This is a genomic window from Microbacterium oxydans (genome assembly GCF_000956405.1).
Taxonomy (GTDB): domain Bacteria; phylum Actinomycetota; class Actinomycetes; order Actinomycetales; family Microbacteriaceae; genus Microbacterium; species Microbacterium oxydans_C.
In genome coordinates this window covers 80614-97566 of sequence record NZ_JYIV01000027.1, presented here as the reverse complement: position 1 = coordinate 97566, position 16953 = coordinate 80614, and the positions used below count along the sequence as shown (strand labels likewise).

19 protein-coding genes are annotated in these 16953 nt (G+C 68.7%); 8 read left to right on the top strand and 11 right to left on the bottom strand.

Annotation, left to right across the window (positions count from 1 at the left end; translation table 11 throughout):
- Position 1 precedes the first annotated feature (1 nt).
- Positions 2–1030: a DUF917 family protein gene (locus tag RN51_RS11210; RefSeq protein ID WP_045264141.1), complete on the top strand. Its 1029-nt coding sequence runs from the start codon at positions 2–4 to the stop codon at positions 1028–1030.
- A complete protein-coding gene (locus RN51_RS11205) occupies positions 1027–2541 on the top strand; it encodes a PucR family transcriptional regulator (protein ID WP_045264140.1) in 1515 nt (504 codons plus the stop codon). Before RN51_RS11210 ends, RN51_RS11205 begins: the two co-directional genes overlap by 4 nt.
- A gap of 12 nt (positions 2542–2553) precedes the next feature.
- Here the strand turns inward: RN51_RS11205 and RN51_RS11200 are convergent, their stop codons facing one another.
- The 3 genes from RN51_RS11200 to RN51_RS11190 form a co-directional block, all read right to left on the bottom strand.
- Entirely contained in the window at positions 2554–2967 is a 414-nt protein-coding gene (locus RN51_RS11200) for a VOC family protein (RefSeq protein WP_045264139.1), read from the bottom strand.
- Positions 2968–3052: 85 nt separating this feature from the next.
- Entirely contained in the window at positions 3053–3319 is a 267-nt protein-coding gene (locus tag RN51_RS11195) for a thioredoxin family protein (protein ID WP_045264138.1), read from the bottom strand.
- Positions 3320–3405: 86 nt separating this feature from the next.
- Positions 3406–4146 carry an SDR family oxidoreductase gene (locus RN51_RS11190; RefSeq protein ID WP_045264137.1) on the bottom strand — a complete coding sequence of 247 codons (741 nt, stop codon included), beginning with the start codon at positions 4144–4146 and terminating at the stop codon, positions 3406–3408.
- 70 nt (positions 4147–4216) lie between these two features.
- Between RN51_RS11190 and RN51_RS11185 the strand changes: the two genes are divergently transcribed.
- On the top strand, positions 4217–5578 hold the full coding sequence (locus tag RN51_RS11185) for a M20/M25/M40 family metallo-hydrolase (protein WP_045264136.1): 1362 nt from the start codon (positions 4217–4219) through the stop codon (positions 5576–5578).
- Positions 5579–5633: 55 nt separating this feature from the next.
- Positions 5634–7094, top strand: coding sequence for an MFS transporter (locus tag RN51_RS11180; RefSeq protein ID WP_045264135.1), 1461 nt, complete (start codon positions 5634–5636; stop codon positions 7092–7094).
- A gap of 3 nt (positions 7095–7097) precedes the next feature.
- On the opposite strand, the gene RN51_RS11175 is transcribed toward RN51_RS11180, so the two are convergent.
- From RN51_RS11175 to RN51_RS11155, 5 genes are all read right to left on the bottom strand, one after another.
- Positions 7098–7928: an alpha/beta fold hydrolase gene (locus tag RN51_RS11175; RefSeq protein ID WP_052674685.1), complete on the bottom strand. Its 831-nt coding sequence runs from the start codon at positions 7926–7928 to the stop codon at positions 7098–7100.
- On the bottom strand, positions 7925–8224 hold the full coding sequence (locus RN51_RS11170; protein ID WP_231579278.1) for a hypothetical protein: 300 nt from the start codon (positions 8222–8224) through the stop codon (positions 7925–7927). The genes RN51_RS11175 and RN51_RS11170 overlap by 4 nt, the downstream gene beginning before the upstream one ends.
- 151 nt (positions 8225–8375) lie before the next feature.
- The gene (locus RN51_RS11165; RefSeq protein ID WP_045264133.1) at positions 8376–9545 is read right to left on the bottom strand and encodes an RtcB family protein; all 1170 of its coding nucleotides are present in this window, start codon (positions 9543–9545) and stop codon (positions 8376–8378) included.
- A 274-nt stretch (positions 9546–9819) separates the two neighbouring features.
- Positions 9820–10224: a VOC family protein gene (locus tag RN51_RS11160; RefSeq protein WP_045264132.1), complete on the bottom strand. Its 405-nt coding sequence runs from the start codon at positions 10222–10224 to the stop codon at positions 9820–9822.
- Between the two features lie 33 nt (positions 10225–10257).
- Positions 10258–11025 (bottom strand): siderophore-interacting protein, encoded by a 768-nt coding sequence (locus RN51_RS11155; RefSeq protein ID WP_045264131.1) that lies wholly within the window; start codon positions 11023–11025, stop codon positions 10258–10260.
- A 99-nt stretch (positions 11026–11124) separates the two neighbouring features.
- Between RN51_RS11155 and RN51_RS11150 the strand changes: the two genes are divergently transcribed.
- From RN51_RS11150 to RN51_RS11135, 4 genes are read left to right on the top strand one after another with little or no spacing between them, the layout of a single operon-like run.
- On the top strand, positions 11125–12120 hold the full coding sequence (locus RN51_RS11150) for a siderophore ABC transporter substrate-binding protein (protein WP_045264130.1): 996 nt from the start codon (positions 11125–11127) through the stop codon (positions 12118–12120).
- Positions 12121–12168: 48 nt separating this feature from the next.
- Positions 12169–13155, top strand: coding sequence for an ABC transporter permease (locus RN51_RS11145; protein ID WP_045264129.1), 987 nt, complete (start codon positions 12169–12171; stop codon positions 13153–13155).
- 7 nt (positions 13156–13162) lie between these two features.
- Entirely contained in the window at positions 13163–14203 is a 1041-nt protein-coding gene (locus RN51_RS11140; RefSeq protein WP_231579277.1) for an iron chelate uptake ABC transporter family permease subunit, read from the top strand.
- Complete coding sequence (locus RN51_RS11135; RefSeq protein WP_045264127.1) at positions 14200–14955, top strand: ABC transporter ATP-binding protein; 756 nt, start codon at positions 14200–14202, stop codon at positions 14953–14955. Before RN51_RS11140 ends, RN51_RS11135 begins: the two co-directional genes overlap by 4 nt.
- Positions 14956–14971: 16 nt before the next feature.
- Here RN51_RS11135 and RN51_RS11130 read toward each other — a convergent pair whose 3' ends face one another.
- From RN51_RS11130 to RN51_RS11120, 3 genes are read right to left on the bottom strand one after another with little or no spacing between them, the layout of a single operon-like run.
- Complete coding sequence (locus RN51_RS11130) at positions 14972–15169, bottom strand: hypothetical protein (RefSeq protein ID WP_045264126.1); 198 nt, start codon at positions 15167–15169, stop codon at positions 14972–14974.
- Between the two features lie 22 nt (positions 15170–15191).
- Entirely contained in the window at positions 15192–16151 is a 960-nt protein-coding gene (locus RN51_RS11125; RefSeq protein WP_045264125.1) for a DNA-3-methyladenine glycosylase family protein, read from the bottom strand.
- A gap of 44 nt (positions 16152–16195) precedes the next feature.
- Positions 16196–16915, bottom strand: a complete 720-nt coding sequence (locus RN51_RS11120) for a winged helix-turn-helix domain-containing protein (protein ID WP_045264346.1) — start codon at positions 16913–16915, stop codon at positions 16196–16198.
- Between the last annotated feature and the right edge of the window lie 38 nt (positions 16916–16953).

The window sequence follows — 16953 nt, the reverse complement described above, 5'->3', positions numbered from 1 at the left end:
CATGATGCTGCAGCGCGACGACGTCACCGCGCTCGCCCGCGGTTACGCGCTCCTCGGGGCCGGCGGCGGCGGCTCCACGACCATGCTCGAGCTGATGCTCGCCGGAGCCGAAGGCTGGCCGATCGAGGTCTCAGCCATCGGGGAGCTGGACCCTTCCACGCCGTGCCTGGGCGTCGCATTCGTCGGCTCCACGATGCTGCTCGGGGAGCGGCTCCCGGGGGCGAATCCGTTCGCCCGGCTGCTGGCTGCGGTCGAGCGCTGGATCGGGCATCCGGTACCCGCCGTCTGCTCCCTCGAGGGCGGTGGCATGAACGGTCTCGCTCCGCTGACGCTCGCGGGCTCACACGTGATCGTCGACGCGGATTGCACAGGTCGCGCGGTGCCAGGGCTCGACCAGATGTCGCTGTTCGTGGACCAGGTCCCCGGTCTCGTGTTCGCATGCGACACGGGAGCCGACGGCGTCGCACTCGTCGAGGCGCACCGCGCGATCGACGCCGAGCGGGTGGTGCGATCGGCGATCGTCCAGGCGGGCGGGGTCGGGTGTGCCGTGCTCGGCGGGTTCACGGTCGGCGATCTCACCGAGCACGCGATCGGTGGACATCTCGCCTACGCGCTCGACCTGGGGAGGGCCTACCTCGCAGCCTCGGCGGCACCCCTCCCTCTTCTCGCGGACGTCCTCGGGGCGGAACTGCTCGCGGAGGGCCGCATCATCTCGGTGTCGTCCTGGGCGCACGATCCGCACGTGAACGCGGTCGAGATCAGCGGTCTCACCGGCGCCGTCCATCGGGTGGTCAGCCGCTCGGAGACGCTCGCGGTGCTCACAGACGGGCGTCTCGTGGCGTCGGCGCCCGAGATCATCGTCGTCGTCGACGCGATATCACGCGAGATCCTCGAGGTGACCGAGCTCCGGCTCGCGCGCACGGTGGCGGTGCTCGCGATCCCGGCGCCTCCCTGGTGGAACGCCAAAGCGGACCGGCGCGCGAAGGTGCTGCCCTCGGCGTACGGCCTCGAGGGTCTGGACGCCGCGTGAACGAGAGACTGCAGCTGAGCGCGCTGCTCGCCCACTCCGAGAACGGCGCCCTCAGACGTGTCGCAGGACCCGAAGATGCACTGTGGGATGCCGTGGCGGTGGGGGCGAGTGAGGCGGAGCTGGTCGACGCCGGCACGGGCCGACTCGCGATCATCACGGCGGCAGCGCCGACATCGACCTGGCAGCAGGATGCACTGCTGCGCCGCCTGCGCGATCGCGGATACACGGGGCTCGCCCTCCCCGGAGCCGCCTCGTTCGATGCGGGCGCGTTCCGTCTCGCAGACCGCATCGGCCTGTGCCTGCTCGACGTCGAGCGACCGATCCAGCTCGCGAGGGCCTGCTGGATGCTGATCGAGGCGCGGGACGCGTTGACGCTCAGTCAGGTGCGCAAGGTCGCCCAGTCCTTCGAGTACGCGGCCGACGACCTTGCCGACCTGCTCGGCCACATCGCCGCGAACCTCGGCGTCGGAGCGGCACTGATCGACTCGTCCGGCGTGCTCCAGGAAGCGGGTGCTCATCTGGATGAGCGGCTTCATGCGGCGATCGGCTTCGACTCGTGGTTGGATCGCGCGACCGTAGGCGACAGCGCGGCCGCATCGGTGCGAGTGGACAGCCCCGGTCGCAGCGGTCTGCGGCTCGTGCTGTTCGGCCGGGGGCTCGGCGAGGCGCAGGTGCAGTCGCTGTCTGTCGCGGCCGAGGTCGCGATGCCCGCCGTCGCCGCACGCATCCTGATCGACGAAGTCGCGGCGGTGAACGACGTGGCGGTGTCGTCCGGACTGCTCCGGGACTTCGTCGACCTGCACGGTGCGGCGGACGCCGACGTCGAACGGCGGATGCTCGAGCGAGGATGGCGCACCAGCGGACACCACCTCGGCTTCCGGATGGTGGCACGGGGCCGGCTCGACTCCTTCTCGCTGCTGCGCACGGTCAGCGCCGGGCTCAGCGCCATCGACGGCGAGGCGCACGCGACGACGGCCGGTCGTGGTCTGAGCGGATGGCTGACCTTCGCCGAGTCGCCGGATCCGGACCAGGTGGAGCGGGCCGTCGCCGCTCTGCGGGAACTGCATCTCGGGGTGCTGCGCGATTTCGCCGTCGCCACCGGGGTCGGCTCGCTCCAGGGCGGTTCGGAAGGCCTCGCCACGACGCTCGACGAGGCGGGCGACGCGGCGCGCATCGCGGCATCGCGGTCAGCGACGGGATGGTTCGTAAGGGTGGACAGTCTCGGACTGGAGCAGCTGCTTCTCGCGTGGACCGGCAATGACACGTTCGTTCCCGCGGCGGAATCGCTGTTGGCCCCGCTGCGGGAGGGAGGAGGTGAGCTGCTCGTCACCCTCGCGGCCTACCTCGACCACGAATCGGGCATCGCCGCGACCGCGACTGCGCTGGGCCTGCACCGCAACACCGTGACGATGCGGATCAGACGCGTGCAGGAGCTTCTCGGGATCGATCTGACCGACCCGGAGGCGCGCCTCGCCCTGCACCTCGCATGTCGCGCGGTGCAGCCGCGTTGAACCGCGCAGTGTTCACTCCTCCGGGTCGCCGTGCAGCATCCACGGGATGCCGAACCGGTCCACGAGCATCCCGAACAGGCCACCCCACGGAGGCACGTCGAGCGGCATGGTGATCGTCGCCCCGTCCGAGAGCCTGTCCCACACGGCGCGGGTGGTCTCCTGCGAGTTGCCGCTCAGCGAGACCGAGAATCCCTGCGGCTTCTCGTAGGGCATGCCATCGGGGGTATCCGAGGCCATCAGCACCAGGCCGTCCGGGGTGTCCAGCTGCGCATGCATGATGAGGTCCCTCTGGCTCGGATCCTGCACCATGTCGGGGAACTCCCCGAACGTGTTCACCACGAGGTCGCCCCCGAGGACGCTCTGATAGAACTCCATCGCCGCGCGGGCTTCGGTGCGGAAGGACAGGTACGGGTTGAGAGCAGGCATGAGAACTCCAGAGAAGTGACACGGACGTCACGGCCGGCGCCGCTGAGGCTCAGTCTGCGCCGCGGTGGTCGCACCCGCAAGAGGTTCAGTCCGGGAGCGCTCTGACCGCGGCGGTGAGTACCTGCGGCACGGTCGGCACGCCGGTGGCGCGGAAGACCTCGACGCCCTGGGCGTCACGGATGATCACCGTCGGAGTGGCCTCGATGTCGAGATCCTCGGCGGTATCCGGGGCGAGTGCGACGTCGATCTCCGTGACGGTCGTGTCGGGAAGGAAGCGCGCCGCCTCGGCCAGCACGGTCCTGGTCCGTGCGCACGCGCCGCAGAACGACGACGACACCAGGGTCAGTTCCATCCGCACCTCCTCGGACGCGCTCGCGTCATCACCATGGATGCAACCTCCGCCCGGTTCGTCGTGTTCCCCGGCAGGTTCGCGGAACGCTACTGCGCGGCGAGCCACTCGGTGAAGCTCTGGTGCCCGAGCTCGGCGTCAGGGCCGGGGAGGGCATGGCCCGCCCTCATTCCCGCCATCTGCGGTCCCGGCACGTTCACGGCGGGCACCCATCCTCGATATCCGCGGCGTCGAGCGAACGCGCGGATCATGTCCGCCAACTGCTCTTCGCGAGGGCCGGCGAGGTCGCGCACCCGGCCCTGCGGTTCCGCCGCCGCGAGGGCTGCGAGGCGCGCAGCCACCTCGCGAGCCGCCACGGGCTGGGTGCGGGCGTTCGGGGCGAGGTGCAGCGGCCCGACCTTGGCCCGCTCGAAGATCTGCCCGGCGAACTCGTGGAACTGCGTCGCTCGCAGGATCGTCGACGGCACGCGGGAGGCCTCGACGATCTTCTCCTGGGCGACCTTGCCCGCGTAGTAGTCGTAGGGGATGCGGTCGATCCCGACGATCGACAGCAGCACGAGATGACCGACCCCCGCGTCGGCGGCCGCCGCGGACAGGTTTCCGGTCGCCGCAGTGAAGAACTCGATCGCCGTGCTCGCCTTGAGGGTCTCGACGCTCATGACATCGATCACCGCATCCGCACCGGCGAGCGCCTCGTCCACGCCCTGTCCTGTCACGAGGTCCACTCCTCGGGATCGGCTGAGGACGACGGCGTCGTGGCCGGCCGACTGCAGAGCCTCGACCGTGTGTCGACCGACGGTCCCGGTTCCTCCTGCGACGGCGATCCTCATGTGCGCTCTCCTTCGTCCGGGTCCATCCTCGTCCTTTTCGCCCCGGTGGACGGATCCGCCGCTCGGTACGATGACGACTGTGACCACATCGACCGTGCGCCCCGGCATCGCCGAGAGGCTTTCGCAGATGATCCGTATCCCGACGGTCTCGGCTGAACTCGATGAACGCGGCTCTGCCCCGTTCGAGGAGTTCGTCGCACTGATCGCCGAGCTCTACCCGCTGACGCACGAGACACTGAGTCTCGAACGGCACACCGAGTTCGGACTGCTGTTCCACTGGAAGGGGCGCAAGGACGGGAGCGCTGCGGTCGTCGAGGAACCCGTCGTACTGATGGCGCACTACGACGTCGTCCCCGTCGACGAGAGCGACGCCTGGACGCACCCGCCCTTCGCGGGTGTGATCGCCGACGGCTCCGTCTACGGTCGCGGTGCGCTCGACGACAAGGGTCCGCTGATCGTGATCCTCGAAGCGGTCGAGAATCTGCTCGCCGAGGGGTTCGTCCCCCCTCGCGACGTGTACCTCTCCTTCGGCGGCAACGAGGAGACCTATGGACGCGCCGCCGAGGAGATCGCGCGGGTCCTACGCGACCGCGGTGTCGTCCCCTGGCTCGTGGTCGACGAGGGCGGAGCAGTGGTCGATGCGCCCCTGCCCTTCGTGCCCGGGCGGGCGGGGATGATCGGTGTCGGAGAGAAGGGCGTGATGACGCTGCGACTCTCCGCAAGGGGCGATGGCGGCCATGCCTCAGCCCCGCCGACCATCACCGCGGTCAGGCGCATCGCCAGGGCCGTCGACCGACTCGGGCCGACGACCTTCCCCCCCCACGCCTCGAAGGCGATCCTCCGGATGCTGTCGCAGCTGGCCGCGCAGACGCCGGGCCCGGCTCGCCACCTGCTGCGGTTCCTCGGCTCCGCACCGCTGCTGACCGCGCAGGTCTTCGCCGCGCTGGGCGGTGAACCGGCAGCTCTCGTGCGCACGACCGTCGCGCCGACCATGCAGTCCGGCGGAACCGCGGCGAACGTGCTGCCGTCGCAGGCGTCGGCGACCGTCAACCTGCGCATCGCACTCGGGGAGACGACGCAGCAGACGGTGTTCCGGGTGCGTCGGCGCATCCGCGATCCGCTCGTCTCGGTCGAGGTCGTCGAGGCGAGCGAGCCGTCGCCGGAATCGCCGACCGAGAACGCTCAGTTCGCGCTGCTGGCCGACGCGCTCGAGGTCGCGTTCCCCGGCGTGCCCGCTGTGCCGTACGTGATGATGGCGGCCACCGACTCGCGACACTTCCATCGCTTCTCACCCGCCGTCTATCGCTTCGCGCCGCTGGACATGTCGAATGCGCAGCGCGCGTCGATCCATGGCGTCGACGAGAGCGTGGAGATCGCCGCGCTGGAACGGGGAGAGCGGTTCCACAGGGCGCTGCTCGAACGGCTAGGGTGATCTCACCCTCCCCTCGGAGCCTGCCGGGGGACCCGAAGCAGAAGCAGGAGACGCGATGACGCGCACCCGCACCCTGGGCACCCTCGCCGTCGTGGTCGGCTTCCTCGCCTTCGTGGAGTTCACGAGTGGCGTGCTGCGGGGGTACTACACCCCGATGCTCACGGACATCGCCCGCCATCTGGGCATCCATGACGCCGATGTGAACTGGCTCGAGGGCACGCAGCTGATGCTGTCGGCACTCGTGGTGCCGGCCTTCGCGAAGCTGGGCGACATAGTCGGGCACAAGCGCATGCTGCTGATCTCCACTGCGGTCACGGCGGCCGCGGCGCTGGTGCTGCCGTTCACGGATTCGTTCCCGGTGTTCCTCGCCGCGTGGGCGCTGATGGGCTTCTATGTCGTCTGGCTTCCGCTCGAGATCGCCCTGATCTGGTCGCGTTCGCGTCGCATGGAGGGGCGTTCCTCGATCACCGCGAAGGCTGCGGGGCTGCTCGTCGCCGCTCTCGAGGGCGGCGCGATCATCGGCGCCCTGGTCGGTGGTGCGCTCATCGACGTGCTGCCCCTCACCGTGGTGCTGCTGGTCCCGGCCGTGCTCATCGTGGTGTGCTTCTTCGTGATCCTCTTCGGCGTCAAGGAATCGCCCGAGCCCACGGGCGGTGTCTTCGACACGGTCGGCCTCGTGCTCATCTCCCTCGCCCTCGTCTGCTTCACCGGTGGTCTCAGCCTGCTCCGTCTGGAGGGCGGCCTGATCAACCCGTGGTCCTGGGCGGTGGTGATCCTCGGAGTGCTGCTCGTGGTGCCGTTCGTGCTCTGGGAGCTGCGCTGCGCAGACCCGCTGATCGATGTGCGCATGTTCCGCTCGCCGGCGCTCGGCCCGGTGTTCCTCACGGCCGGGCTCTTCGGCGTCAGCGTGCTCGGCGCACAGGCCCCGCTGTCGACGTTCGCGCGCACCGACCCGTCGGTGTACGGCTACGGTCTGGGCACGACCGGCTTCGCCACGTCGTTGATCATCGGCGTCTACCTCATCGCGATGATCACGGGAGCGCTCCTGTTCCCGACGGTCGCCCGTCACGCCACACCGCGGGTGACGCTCATGGGGGCGTCGATGCTGGTCGGCATCGGCTTCCTCCTCTTCCTGCCGTTCCACGACTCCTATGCGCAGGTCATCACGAACATGGTGGTCGTGGGGCTCGGGTCCGGGGCACTGGTCGCTGCGCTCCCTGCGGCGGCGGCCTCCGCGGCTCCGGCCACGCAGACCGGCGTCGCGACCGGCCTGACGAACTCGGTGAAGACCGTGGGCGGGGCGATCGCGTCGTGCGTCTTCGGCATCGCGCTCCTGCACGGCGTCGCGAGCACCGCCGGCGCCACGGACGCCACCGCCGGTTCGCTCGCCGGATACTTCACGGTGTGGATCGTCTGCGGTGTGACGGCGCTCGTCGCGGCCGTGATCCTCGTGTTCGTCCCGAAGACCGCATTCACCGATCGTGCGCCGGAAGTCGAGGTCGCGCCGGCGCTCTGAGCATCACGCCCGCAGCTGGAGCGCCTTCGCGATCTTCGGCCACGCGAGTGCGCCGAGCTTCGCGTCCGCGGAGGGGGAGCCTCCCCGTGCCATCGTCACTCCTGCGGTCACGACCGATTCGCCGGGAAGCAGCAGCCGGTGCCCCGCGCCCGGGTGAGTGATCGTCGTCGTCTCCAAGCCCTTCGCCGTGCGGCGCTCGGCGAGCTCGCGGGCGAATCGGGTGCTGGGCCAGACCCGGTCGTCGCCGCCGGCGATGAGCATGACGACGCCGTCGATGTCCTCCGACCGGATCGCGGCGGCTGCGGCGGCTGAAGCGTCGCGATCGACGCTCGACTCGTACAGGGCGCGATACTCGGGCGGGTCGGTCGACGACACCCACGACGGGGCGAACGGGACGAACGGCAGCGGAGCGCCCCGATGGGTCCAGTGCGACGACCAGGTCCCCTCGGAGTTGCCAGCCCAGACGACAGAGGACGGGGCGACGGCGACCGTCACATCGATCGGGTGCAGGGACGCGGTCACCAGCGCCGCCTCCGCTCCGAACGATGTCCCGACGATCGCCACGCGATCGGCGTCACGACGCAGCAGCTCCACCTCTTCGGCGAAGGTCTCGATCGGCACCTCGTGCGGGGCAGGGCGCTGGCCGACGCCGCCGAACCAGCGGATGGCCCTCACACGGGCGCCGTGCCGTGCCAGCATCTCCGCCCGCTCGGCCTCCATGCGCCCGCTGGATCCGGCGAGCAGTAGGACGGCCGTGCCGCACGGGTGTTCCGGGAAGGCATCGTGGTGGTCGGCCGGGTGCACCCCGATGCTGTGTCGAGGCGTCGTCGTCACTCGCGGTCGAGGCCGAACGTGCGTTTGACGAGCGCCTGCACGTCGCGGTCGAGACCGTCGATGCGGGTGTTCACGGAATCGAAGCGGGTGTTCACGGAATCGAAGCGGGTGTTCACGGAATCGAAGCGGGCATTCATCTCGGTGCGCAGCCCATCGATCTGGCCGTTCATCTCCGTACGCAGTCCACCGATCTCGCTGCGCAGGATCCGGACGAACAGCGTCGAGACAACCGTGAGCGTGCTGAACATCAGCACGGTGAACGACGCGATCATCGTCCAGATCTGCGCGTCGTTCATGACTCCCACTCCCTCATCGTCGCATCGATCCGGCAAGCCTGCCAGAGCACAGGAGTCGAAGATATCGGTTGCGCACGATCCGTGGATGACACGCTCTCCGACGCGTCGGTGCAGGAAGGACTGGGCGGGGGAACACCCCGCCCAGTCCTGGTCAATCGCCCTTCACGTTGACGATCTGCCGCAGCGTGTGCCGGATCGACACGAGGCTCGCGGCATCCGCCAACACCCGGTCGATCGGCTTATACGCCTGGGGGATCTCGTCGATGAACGCGTCGGTGTCACGGAACTCGATGCCGGCCATCGCCGCGCGCAGCTGCTCGTGGGTGAACGTCCGTCGCGCCGCAGACCGTGAGTACTCCCGGCCGGCACCGTGCGGCGAGGAGTTCAGCGACTGCGGGTCACCGAGCCCTTCCACCACGTACGAGGCGGTTCCCATCGATCCCGGGATCAGCCCTGGACGACCGGCGTCCGCCTGGATGGCGCCCTTCCGGGACACCCACACCTGCGTGCCGTAGTGCTTCTCCGACTCGGTGAAGTTGTGGTGGCAGTTGATGCGCTCCTGTTCCTCGACCGGAGTGCCGAGGAACTCCGACACCTGGCGGATGACCCGATCCATCATCTCCTCCCGGTTCAGCAGAGCGAAGTGCTGTGCCCACCGCAGTTCCCGGATGTATCGCGTGAACTCCGGTGTGCCTTCGACGAGATACGCCAGGTCGGGGTCGGGGAGCTCGATCCACCACTGCTTCGCCAGCCGCTGCGCGACACCGATGTGGTGGGTGGCGATCTTGTTGCCGACCCCTCGCGACCCGGAGTGCAGGAAGAGCCACACCCGGTCGAGCTCGTCCACCGACACCTCGATGAAGTGGTTCCCTGATCCCAACGTGCCCAGCTGCAGGCGCCAGTTCCCGGCGTACTGCGCGGGGTCGAATCCGTTCTTCTCTGCCAGCTGCTCGAGCTCGGTGATGCGCGGCTCAGCGGTCGCCACGACCTTGCGGTTGTACCGACCGGCCGACAGCGGGATGGCGCGTTCGATCTGCTCCCGGAGTGCGGCGAGTTCGCGACCGTCGAGGTCGGTCCTCGTGAACTGCGTGCGGACGGCGATCATGCCGCAGCCGATGTCGACGCCGACGGCCGCGGGGATGATCGCGCCGAGCGTCGGGATGACCGAGCCGACTGTCGCCCCCTTGCCGAGGTGCGCATCCGGCATCAGCGCCAGGTGCGGGTGGATGAACGGCATGCGGGCCGTGGTGTGCGCCTGAGCGAGTGTCTTCTCGTCGATTAGTGACGCCCACGACAGCAGCCGTGCGGAGAGCCTCTCCATGATTCCTTTCCTTGTGGTGGTGTTCAGCCACAGGTCAGGGGTGTCTCCTACGGAAAACGCCCCGGACCTGACGGTACGGGGCGTTGCGAGAGCGGATGCTGTCACACGGCGCGTGCCGGAGGGTACGACTCGAAGCGGTCATTGCGCTTGTGCTGAAGCTGCAAGACCGCTGCGATGGGGAGATTCCGCTGCGCGGTCATCCGTCGACTCCTCGGCTGGTGTGCTGCGCCGATCGGCACAGCTTTGCCACCCTAGGGCGCGACACGCCCGGGGGTCAAGCCGCCTCGCGAGGAGGGTTGTACATGAACTCGATCCGGATGCCGTCGGCGTCTTCGACGAAGGAGGCGAAGTAGCGCTCCGAATAGCGCGGATACTCCTTGGGGGCGCGCACGGCCGTCCAGCCGGCGTCCTCCGCGATCGCGTGCAGGCGTTCGACGTCTTCACGCGAGGGCACCGCGAACGCGATGTGCTGCCAGCCGACGCGGCCGTGGCGGTGCGGAGTGGCGTCGTCATCCCAGGTGTAGAGGATGATCTCGGTCTCGTCGCCGTTGTTCCACGAGATCGAGTGGTCGTTCGCCCCGCCGGTGACATATCCGAGGGCGGAGAGCACGGGATGGAACTGTGCCCTGCCGCGTTCGAGGTCGGTCACGGTGATGCCGAGGTGATCCAGAAGTGCCATGTGCCGAGTCTTCCAGCAACGGCCGACGTCGCACTAGTGCGGCGCGTGGTACTCCGCCTCGCCGCGCTTCCAGTACCCCTTCACGACGGCTTTCGCACTGTCGACGCCCCAGCGTTCGAGCAGTGCCCTGCCCGGCTTGACGATCGACTGCTCGGCGGCGATGAAGACGAACGGGTCGGAGCCGACCGCGTCGTCGGCCGTCAGCCCCTCGAGGAAGGCGATGAGGGCGGAGCCGGAGGGCTTCCCTTCCCGGTGCAGCCACTCGACCTCGACCGGGGCCTCGAGCTCGACCTCCCGGCCGGAGTCGACGGTCTCGATCACGATGCGTGCCGGGGTGTCCGCGGGGATCAGCGCGGCGAAACGACGGATGGCGGGGATGGCGGTCTCGTCGCCGACCAGCAGCCATGATCCGGGCTCGCCGACCAACACGGCCGACCCGCGGGGACCGCCGACGCCGATCGTGGAACCGAGCGGCGCAGTCGCCGCCCAAGGCGCTGCGACACCCTGATCGCCGTGCACGGCGAACTCGACGTCGAGCCAGTCATCGCCCCAGGCGAGCGGGGTGTACTCGCGGCTCGGCGAGGCGCGCAGCTCCTCGACGGAATTCGTCGGGCCGGCGGGGAAGAACAGGCGCATGTGGTCGTCGGAGCCGGGCGAGTCGAAGCCGACGAGATCCGAGCCGGTCAGTCGCACCCGCACGAAGTCCGGAGCCAGCCATTCGCGTGCGCTCATCGTGACATTCCGGAACCGCAGCTCGAGGCCGCGACGCTCGATGGAGAAGCCGGATTTCGTATCGCTCATAAAGTAAGGCTAACCTAAACGGGGCGGAGCGGGTGATCCCCGCCCGTCGCCCCGGCGCCCGTCGTGTGCGCACCGATCTCGCAGAACAGGAGTCTCTCCATGTCCGTGCCCAGAACCCTCACCGCCACGAGCGCCGCTCTCGTCGGCCTCCTCGCCCTCGCCGGGTGCACCTCCGGCGGCTCGGCCGGAGCGGAGAAGACCGAACCCGCAGCGGCCACCGTCACCATCGAGGACAACACGGGCACGAAGAAGATCCCCACGCCGCCCGCATCGGTCGTCGCCCTCGACAACCGCACCTTCCAGACGCTCTCCGACTGGGGCGTCGAGCTCTCCGCCGGGGCCGTGGCACTCATGCCGGAGACCGTGTCGTACGTGAAGGACGACGGGATCGTCGACATCGGCCTGCACAGCGAGCCGAACCTCGAAGCCGTCGTCGCGGTCGAGCCCGACCTCATCATCAGCGGTCAGCGGTTCACGCAGCACAACGCGGCGATCGCGGATCTCGTCCCCGATGCCACGATCGTCGACCTCGATCCTCGCGAGGGCGAGCCCTTCGACGAGGAGCTCAAGCGCCAGGTCACCGTGCTCGGCGAGATCTTCGGCAAGCAGGACGACGCCAAGAAGCTCGTGGATGACTTCGATGCCGCCGTCGAGCGCGCGAAGGCCGCATATGATGACGCCGACACGGTCATGGCCGTCAACACGTCGGGAGGCCAGATCGGCTACCTCGCGCCGACCGTCGGCCGATCGCTGGGACCGATCTACGACATCCTCGGACTGACCCCCGCTCTCGAGGTGGACGATGCGAGTGATGACCACCAGGGCGACGAGATCTCCGTCGAAGCCATCGCCTCCTCGAACCCGGACTGGATCCTCGTGCTCGACCGCGACGCCGTGTTCGCCGCTGAGACGCCCGACTACGTGCAGGCGGCCGAGATCCTCGAGAGCTCTGAAGCCCTCGCCTCGGTCACCGCCGTGAAGGAGAAGCAGATCGTCTACATGCCCACCGACACCTACCTGAACGAGGGCATCCAGACGTACACCACGTTCTTGAACGACCTCGCCGACGCCCTCGAGAAGAGCGCGAAGAACTGAGCTGACGCGGCGGCATCCGGGTGATCCGGATGCCGCCGCCGCACCACCATGGTCTCCACAGACATCGCTTCGCCGCCTCGCAACGCCGGGCGGCTCTTCGACGTGAAACTGCTCATCGGCGTGCTCGTCGTCGCTGCGCTGCTCGTCATCTCGCTCTTCACGGGTGTGTACGACATCGGCGGAGCGGACGACGGCGCGCAGATGTTCCAGATCACACGCGTCCCTCGCACGATCGCCCTCGTCCTCGCCGGTGCCTCGATGGCCATGGCTGGTCTCGTGATGCAGCTGCTCACCCAGAACCGGTTCGTCGAGCCGACGACGACGGGAACCACGGAGTGGGCCGGGCTCGGCCTCCTCGCCGTCATGATCCTCGTGCCGCAGCCCTCCCTGTCGCTCCGGATGGCCGGTGCGGTGCTGGCAGCCTTCGTCGGCACGATGGTGTTCTTCGCCTTCCTGCGGCGGGTGGCGCTCAAGTCATCCCTGATCGTCCCGATCGTCGGCATCATGCTCGGTGCGGTGGTGGGCGCTCTGTCGACCTACCTCGCTCTGGCCACGAACTCGCTGCAGATCATCGGCGTGTGGTTCGCCGGCAGCTTCACCTCCGTGATGCGCGGCCAGTACGAGATGCTCTGGATCGTGGCCCTCATCGGTGTGGTCGTCTTCATCGTCGCCGATCGCCTCACGATCGCGGGCCTCGGTGAGGAGATCGCGACCAACGTCGGGGTGAACTACAACCGCATCATCCTGCTCGGTACGGTGCTGATCGCGGTCACCACCGGCGTGGTCACCGTCGTCGTGGGCAACCTTCCCTTCCTCGGGCTGATCGTGCCGAACATCGTCTCGATGGTGCGCGGCGACGATCTGCGCAGCAACCTGCCCTGGGTGTGTCTGCTGGGGATCGCGATCGTCACGGTCTGCGACATCATCGGACGCACGATCATCATGCCCTTCGAGGTCCCGGTCTCGCTGATCCTCGGCGTCGTGGGCGCCGTGGTCTTCGTCCTTCTCCTGCTCAGGCAGCGGCGACGTGGCTAGCGGGGCCATGAGCGACGCGATGAGCGACGCGGCGAACGTCGGGGGGCTCCGCTCGGCTGGCTCGTTCACGACCCCGCGGGCGCGCCGTCGGTACTTCCTCGTTCTCGGGGTCCTCGTCGTCCTTGCCCTCGGTTCCGGTTTCGGTCTGCTCGCGTGGGCGAATCCGATGCCCGTCGGTTCCGCTGGCTTCTGGCGCATCGCCCAGCATCGGGCTACTGACGTCACCGTGATGGCACTGGTCGCGGTCGCCCAGGCCGTCGCGACGGTGAGCTTCCAGACCGTCACCAACAACCGCATCATCACGCCGTCGATCATGGGCTTCGAGTCGCTGTACCGGGTGGTGCAGACCTCCACCGTGTACCTGTTCGGTGTGGCGGGCATCGTGGCCATCCAGGGCGTCGGACAGTTCGCGATCCAGGTCGCGATCATGGTCGCACTCGCCGTCGCGCTCTACGGCTGGCTGCTCTCGGGGCGCTACGGCAATCTGCAGATCATGCTGCTGGTCGGCATCGTGATCGGAGGCGGTCTCGGCGCGATCGCCACCTTCATGCAGCGCCTGCTCACTCCCAGCGAGTTCGACGTGCTCGCCGCCCGACTCTTCGGCAACGTGTCCAACGCCGACCCCTCGTACCTGCCTTTGGCGATCCCGCTGGTGGTCGCGGCCTCGGCGCTGCTGTGGATGCGCTCGCGCCGGCTCAACCTGATGGCGCTGGGCCCGGATGCCGCGCGCTCACTCGGCGTCGATCATCGGCGTGAGCTGTTCATCGTGCTGTTCCTGGTCGCTGTGCTCATGGCGACCTCGACCGCGATGGTCGGGCCGATGACGTTCCTGGGCTTCCTGGTTGCGACGCTCGCGTACCAGTTCGCCGATACCCACGATCACCGGCTGATCTTCCCGGTCGCGGTGCTCACGGCCTTCACGATCCTGGCCGGGGCGTACTTCGTGATGAAGAACGTCTTCTACGCGCAGGGCATGGTGTCGATCCTGATCGAGCTCGTCGGCGGCACCGTGTTCCTCATCGTCATCCTCAGAAAGGGCAGGCTGTGATCGCACTCGACGGCGTCCGCCGTGACTACAGCAGCGAGGTCGCGATCGGCCCCGTCGACCTCGAGATCCCCGCCGGCGGCATCACCGCCCTCATCGGGCCGAACGGTGCAGGCAAGTCGACCCTGCTCACGATGATCGGGCGTCTGAGCGGGATGGACGCCGGAGCGATCGAGATCGCCGGACTCGATGTGGCCTCCACCAAGTCGAAGGATCTGGCGAAGGTCGTGTCGATCCTGCGCCAGGAGAACCACTTCGTCACGCGCCTCACCGTGCGTCAGCTGGTCGGCTTCGGGCGCTTCCCGCATTCGAAGGGACGGCTGAACCGTGCAGACGAGGAGATCATCAGTCAGGCGATCGACTTCCTCGACCTCGGTGCCCTGGAAGGCAGGTATCTCGACGAGCTCTCCGGAGGGCAGCGCCAGCGAGCCTACGTGGCGATGGTCCTCGCGCAGGACACCGAGTTCGTGCTGCTGGACGAGCCGCTCAACAACCTCGACATGCGGCATGCGGTGCAGATGATGAAGCACCTGCGGCGTGCGTCGGAGGAGCTCGGACGCACGATCGTCATCGTGCTGCACGACATCAACTTCGCGAGCCACTATGCCGACCACATCTGCGCCATGAAGGACGGAGCGGTCGTGGAGTTCGGAACGCCGGCCGCGATCATGACGGATGACGTGCTCACGAGGGTGTTCGACACTCCCGTTCGGGTCGTCGACGGTCCGTCGGGACCGCTTGCGGTCTATTACTGACCCGTCGCCCCGAGGATCAGAGCTCGATGCCGTGGTCCTCGTCGTTGACGCCCGCATTGTTGCCTCGGCGCGACTCGTAGCCGAGGAACCAGCCGAGCCACAGGATCGCCGCCAGCAGCACGCCGAGCCACACGTTCTGGAAGATCAACCCGATCACGATGCCGGCGATCAGCAGGCCGACGGTGACGAGGATGCGCAGCAGGGAACGGGACATGGCACCAGCATAGGTGGCGGCGTCAGCGGCGGCGATGGTCTTCCGGGGCGAGACGAGGTCCCCGCCGTGGTTCCTGCACCCCGCTGGCATGGATGAGGCGCACGACGCGTTGCCGTTGTCCGGACCAGGGTGAGAGGAGCTCGATCATCCCGTCGTCATCGGTGCGCGCGCCCGTGAGTGCGTAGCCGACCTGGTGGGCGAGGTGGTAGTCGCCGACGCTCACCGCATCGGGATCGCCGAGCGAGCGGATGCGGGTCTCTGCCGATGTCCACACGCCCACACCGGGAAGGCTCGTGAGCACGCGGTCGCGATCAGCTCCGGTGGACGCCGCGCGCACGGCGCGGGCGATGCGGTCTCCGCGCTCCGCCGCACGCACGATGGTGCGGGACTGCGGCGGTTCGACTCCGGCTCGATGCCAGGCCCAGGAGGGGATGCGGTACCACTGCTCGGGCGCGGGCGCGGCGAACATCGGGCGCGGTGTCGGTCCCGGCGCGCGGGTGCCGAAACGGCTGACCAGCCAGCGCCAGGCGCCGAACGCCTGCATGCCGGTCACCTTCTGCTCGATGATGGCGCACGCGAGCGCGTCGAACACCTCGTCGGTGCGCGTCAGTCGCAGTCCCGGATGCCGTCGCGCGGAATCGGCGATGAGAGGGTGATGCGACGCGTCGAAGTCCCCGACGTCGTCGTGAGCGCCGCACAGCGTCGGGACGAGGTCGAGGGCCTGGCCCGCCCCGGGACCCCACGCCGTTGCGCGCACTTCGCCGCCGCTCATGCGCAGCGCCAGGGTGGCAGGTCCGAGCGGAGTGCGCATCGCACGCCAGATGACCGCGCCGTCGATGACCATCGTCGGGTCGTTGCCGCCGCGTCGCAGCATGCCCACGGTACTGCGCAGATCGAGCTCATGCGGCGGGCGGTAGACGGTCTCCCGTGCGGTCTCCGAGCGAGCGGCTTCTGCCGCGGCTGGTTCCGCCGTCAGGGTCATGCGCCCACCCTACGCTCCGGTTCTGACACCGGAGTCCCCGATGCTCAGAAGCGGTCGGGGGAGGGTGTGCCGTGACCGTAACGGATGACGACGTCGGCGTGACGATCGAAGCGGTATCCGATGCCGCGCACGGTGCGGACGATATCCTCGTAGCGGCCGAGCTTCGCCCGGAGACGACGCACATGCACGTCGATCGTGCGCTCGCCGGGGGTCTCGTCGTCCTGTGCCTGCCAGAGCGCGGAGACCAGCTCGCTGCGCTCGATGGTGCGTCCCTCGCGCAGCACGAGGTACTGCAGCAGCTCGAACTCCTTGTAGGTGAAAGCAGCGGATTCGCCGTCGATGAGCACACGCTTGCGGGAGATGTCGACCGTGACGCCGCTCTCTTCCTCGGCGGTCTCTTCCTCGGCTGCTGCCTTGGTGCGCGCGATGGCGCCGGGCTCCTGCAGCGCGAGGCGCACGACGTCGAGGTCTCGCCCGCCCGAGCCATGAGGCGCGAGGGCGACGGTGGCGTGCGTCTCGGCGCCCGGCGCGAGCTCGGCCAGCGTGCGGCGGAGCGCGTCCACGAGAAGGGGGAGGCTGACGCCGGCTTCGGCTGCCTTGATCTCGTCCAAGCCGACGTAGAGGGCGAAGCCACGGGGCGAGCGCACGGCGGGGAGGTCGGCTCCGGCGGGGGCGAGCGGGGCGGCGGTCTCGGGCTGCGAGCGGACTGCGGCGGCGGGAGCGGTGGTGGCGGCGGGACGCTCGAGAAGTGCGGTGTTCGACATGATGATGAAGTCCTCAGGACGTGAGCCCGGATCGAGAG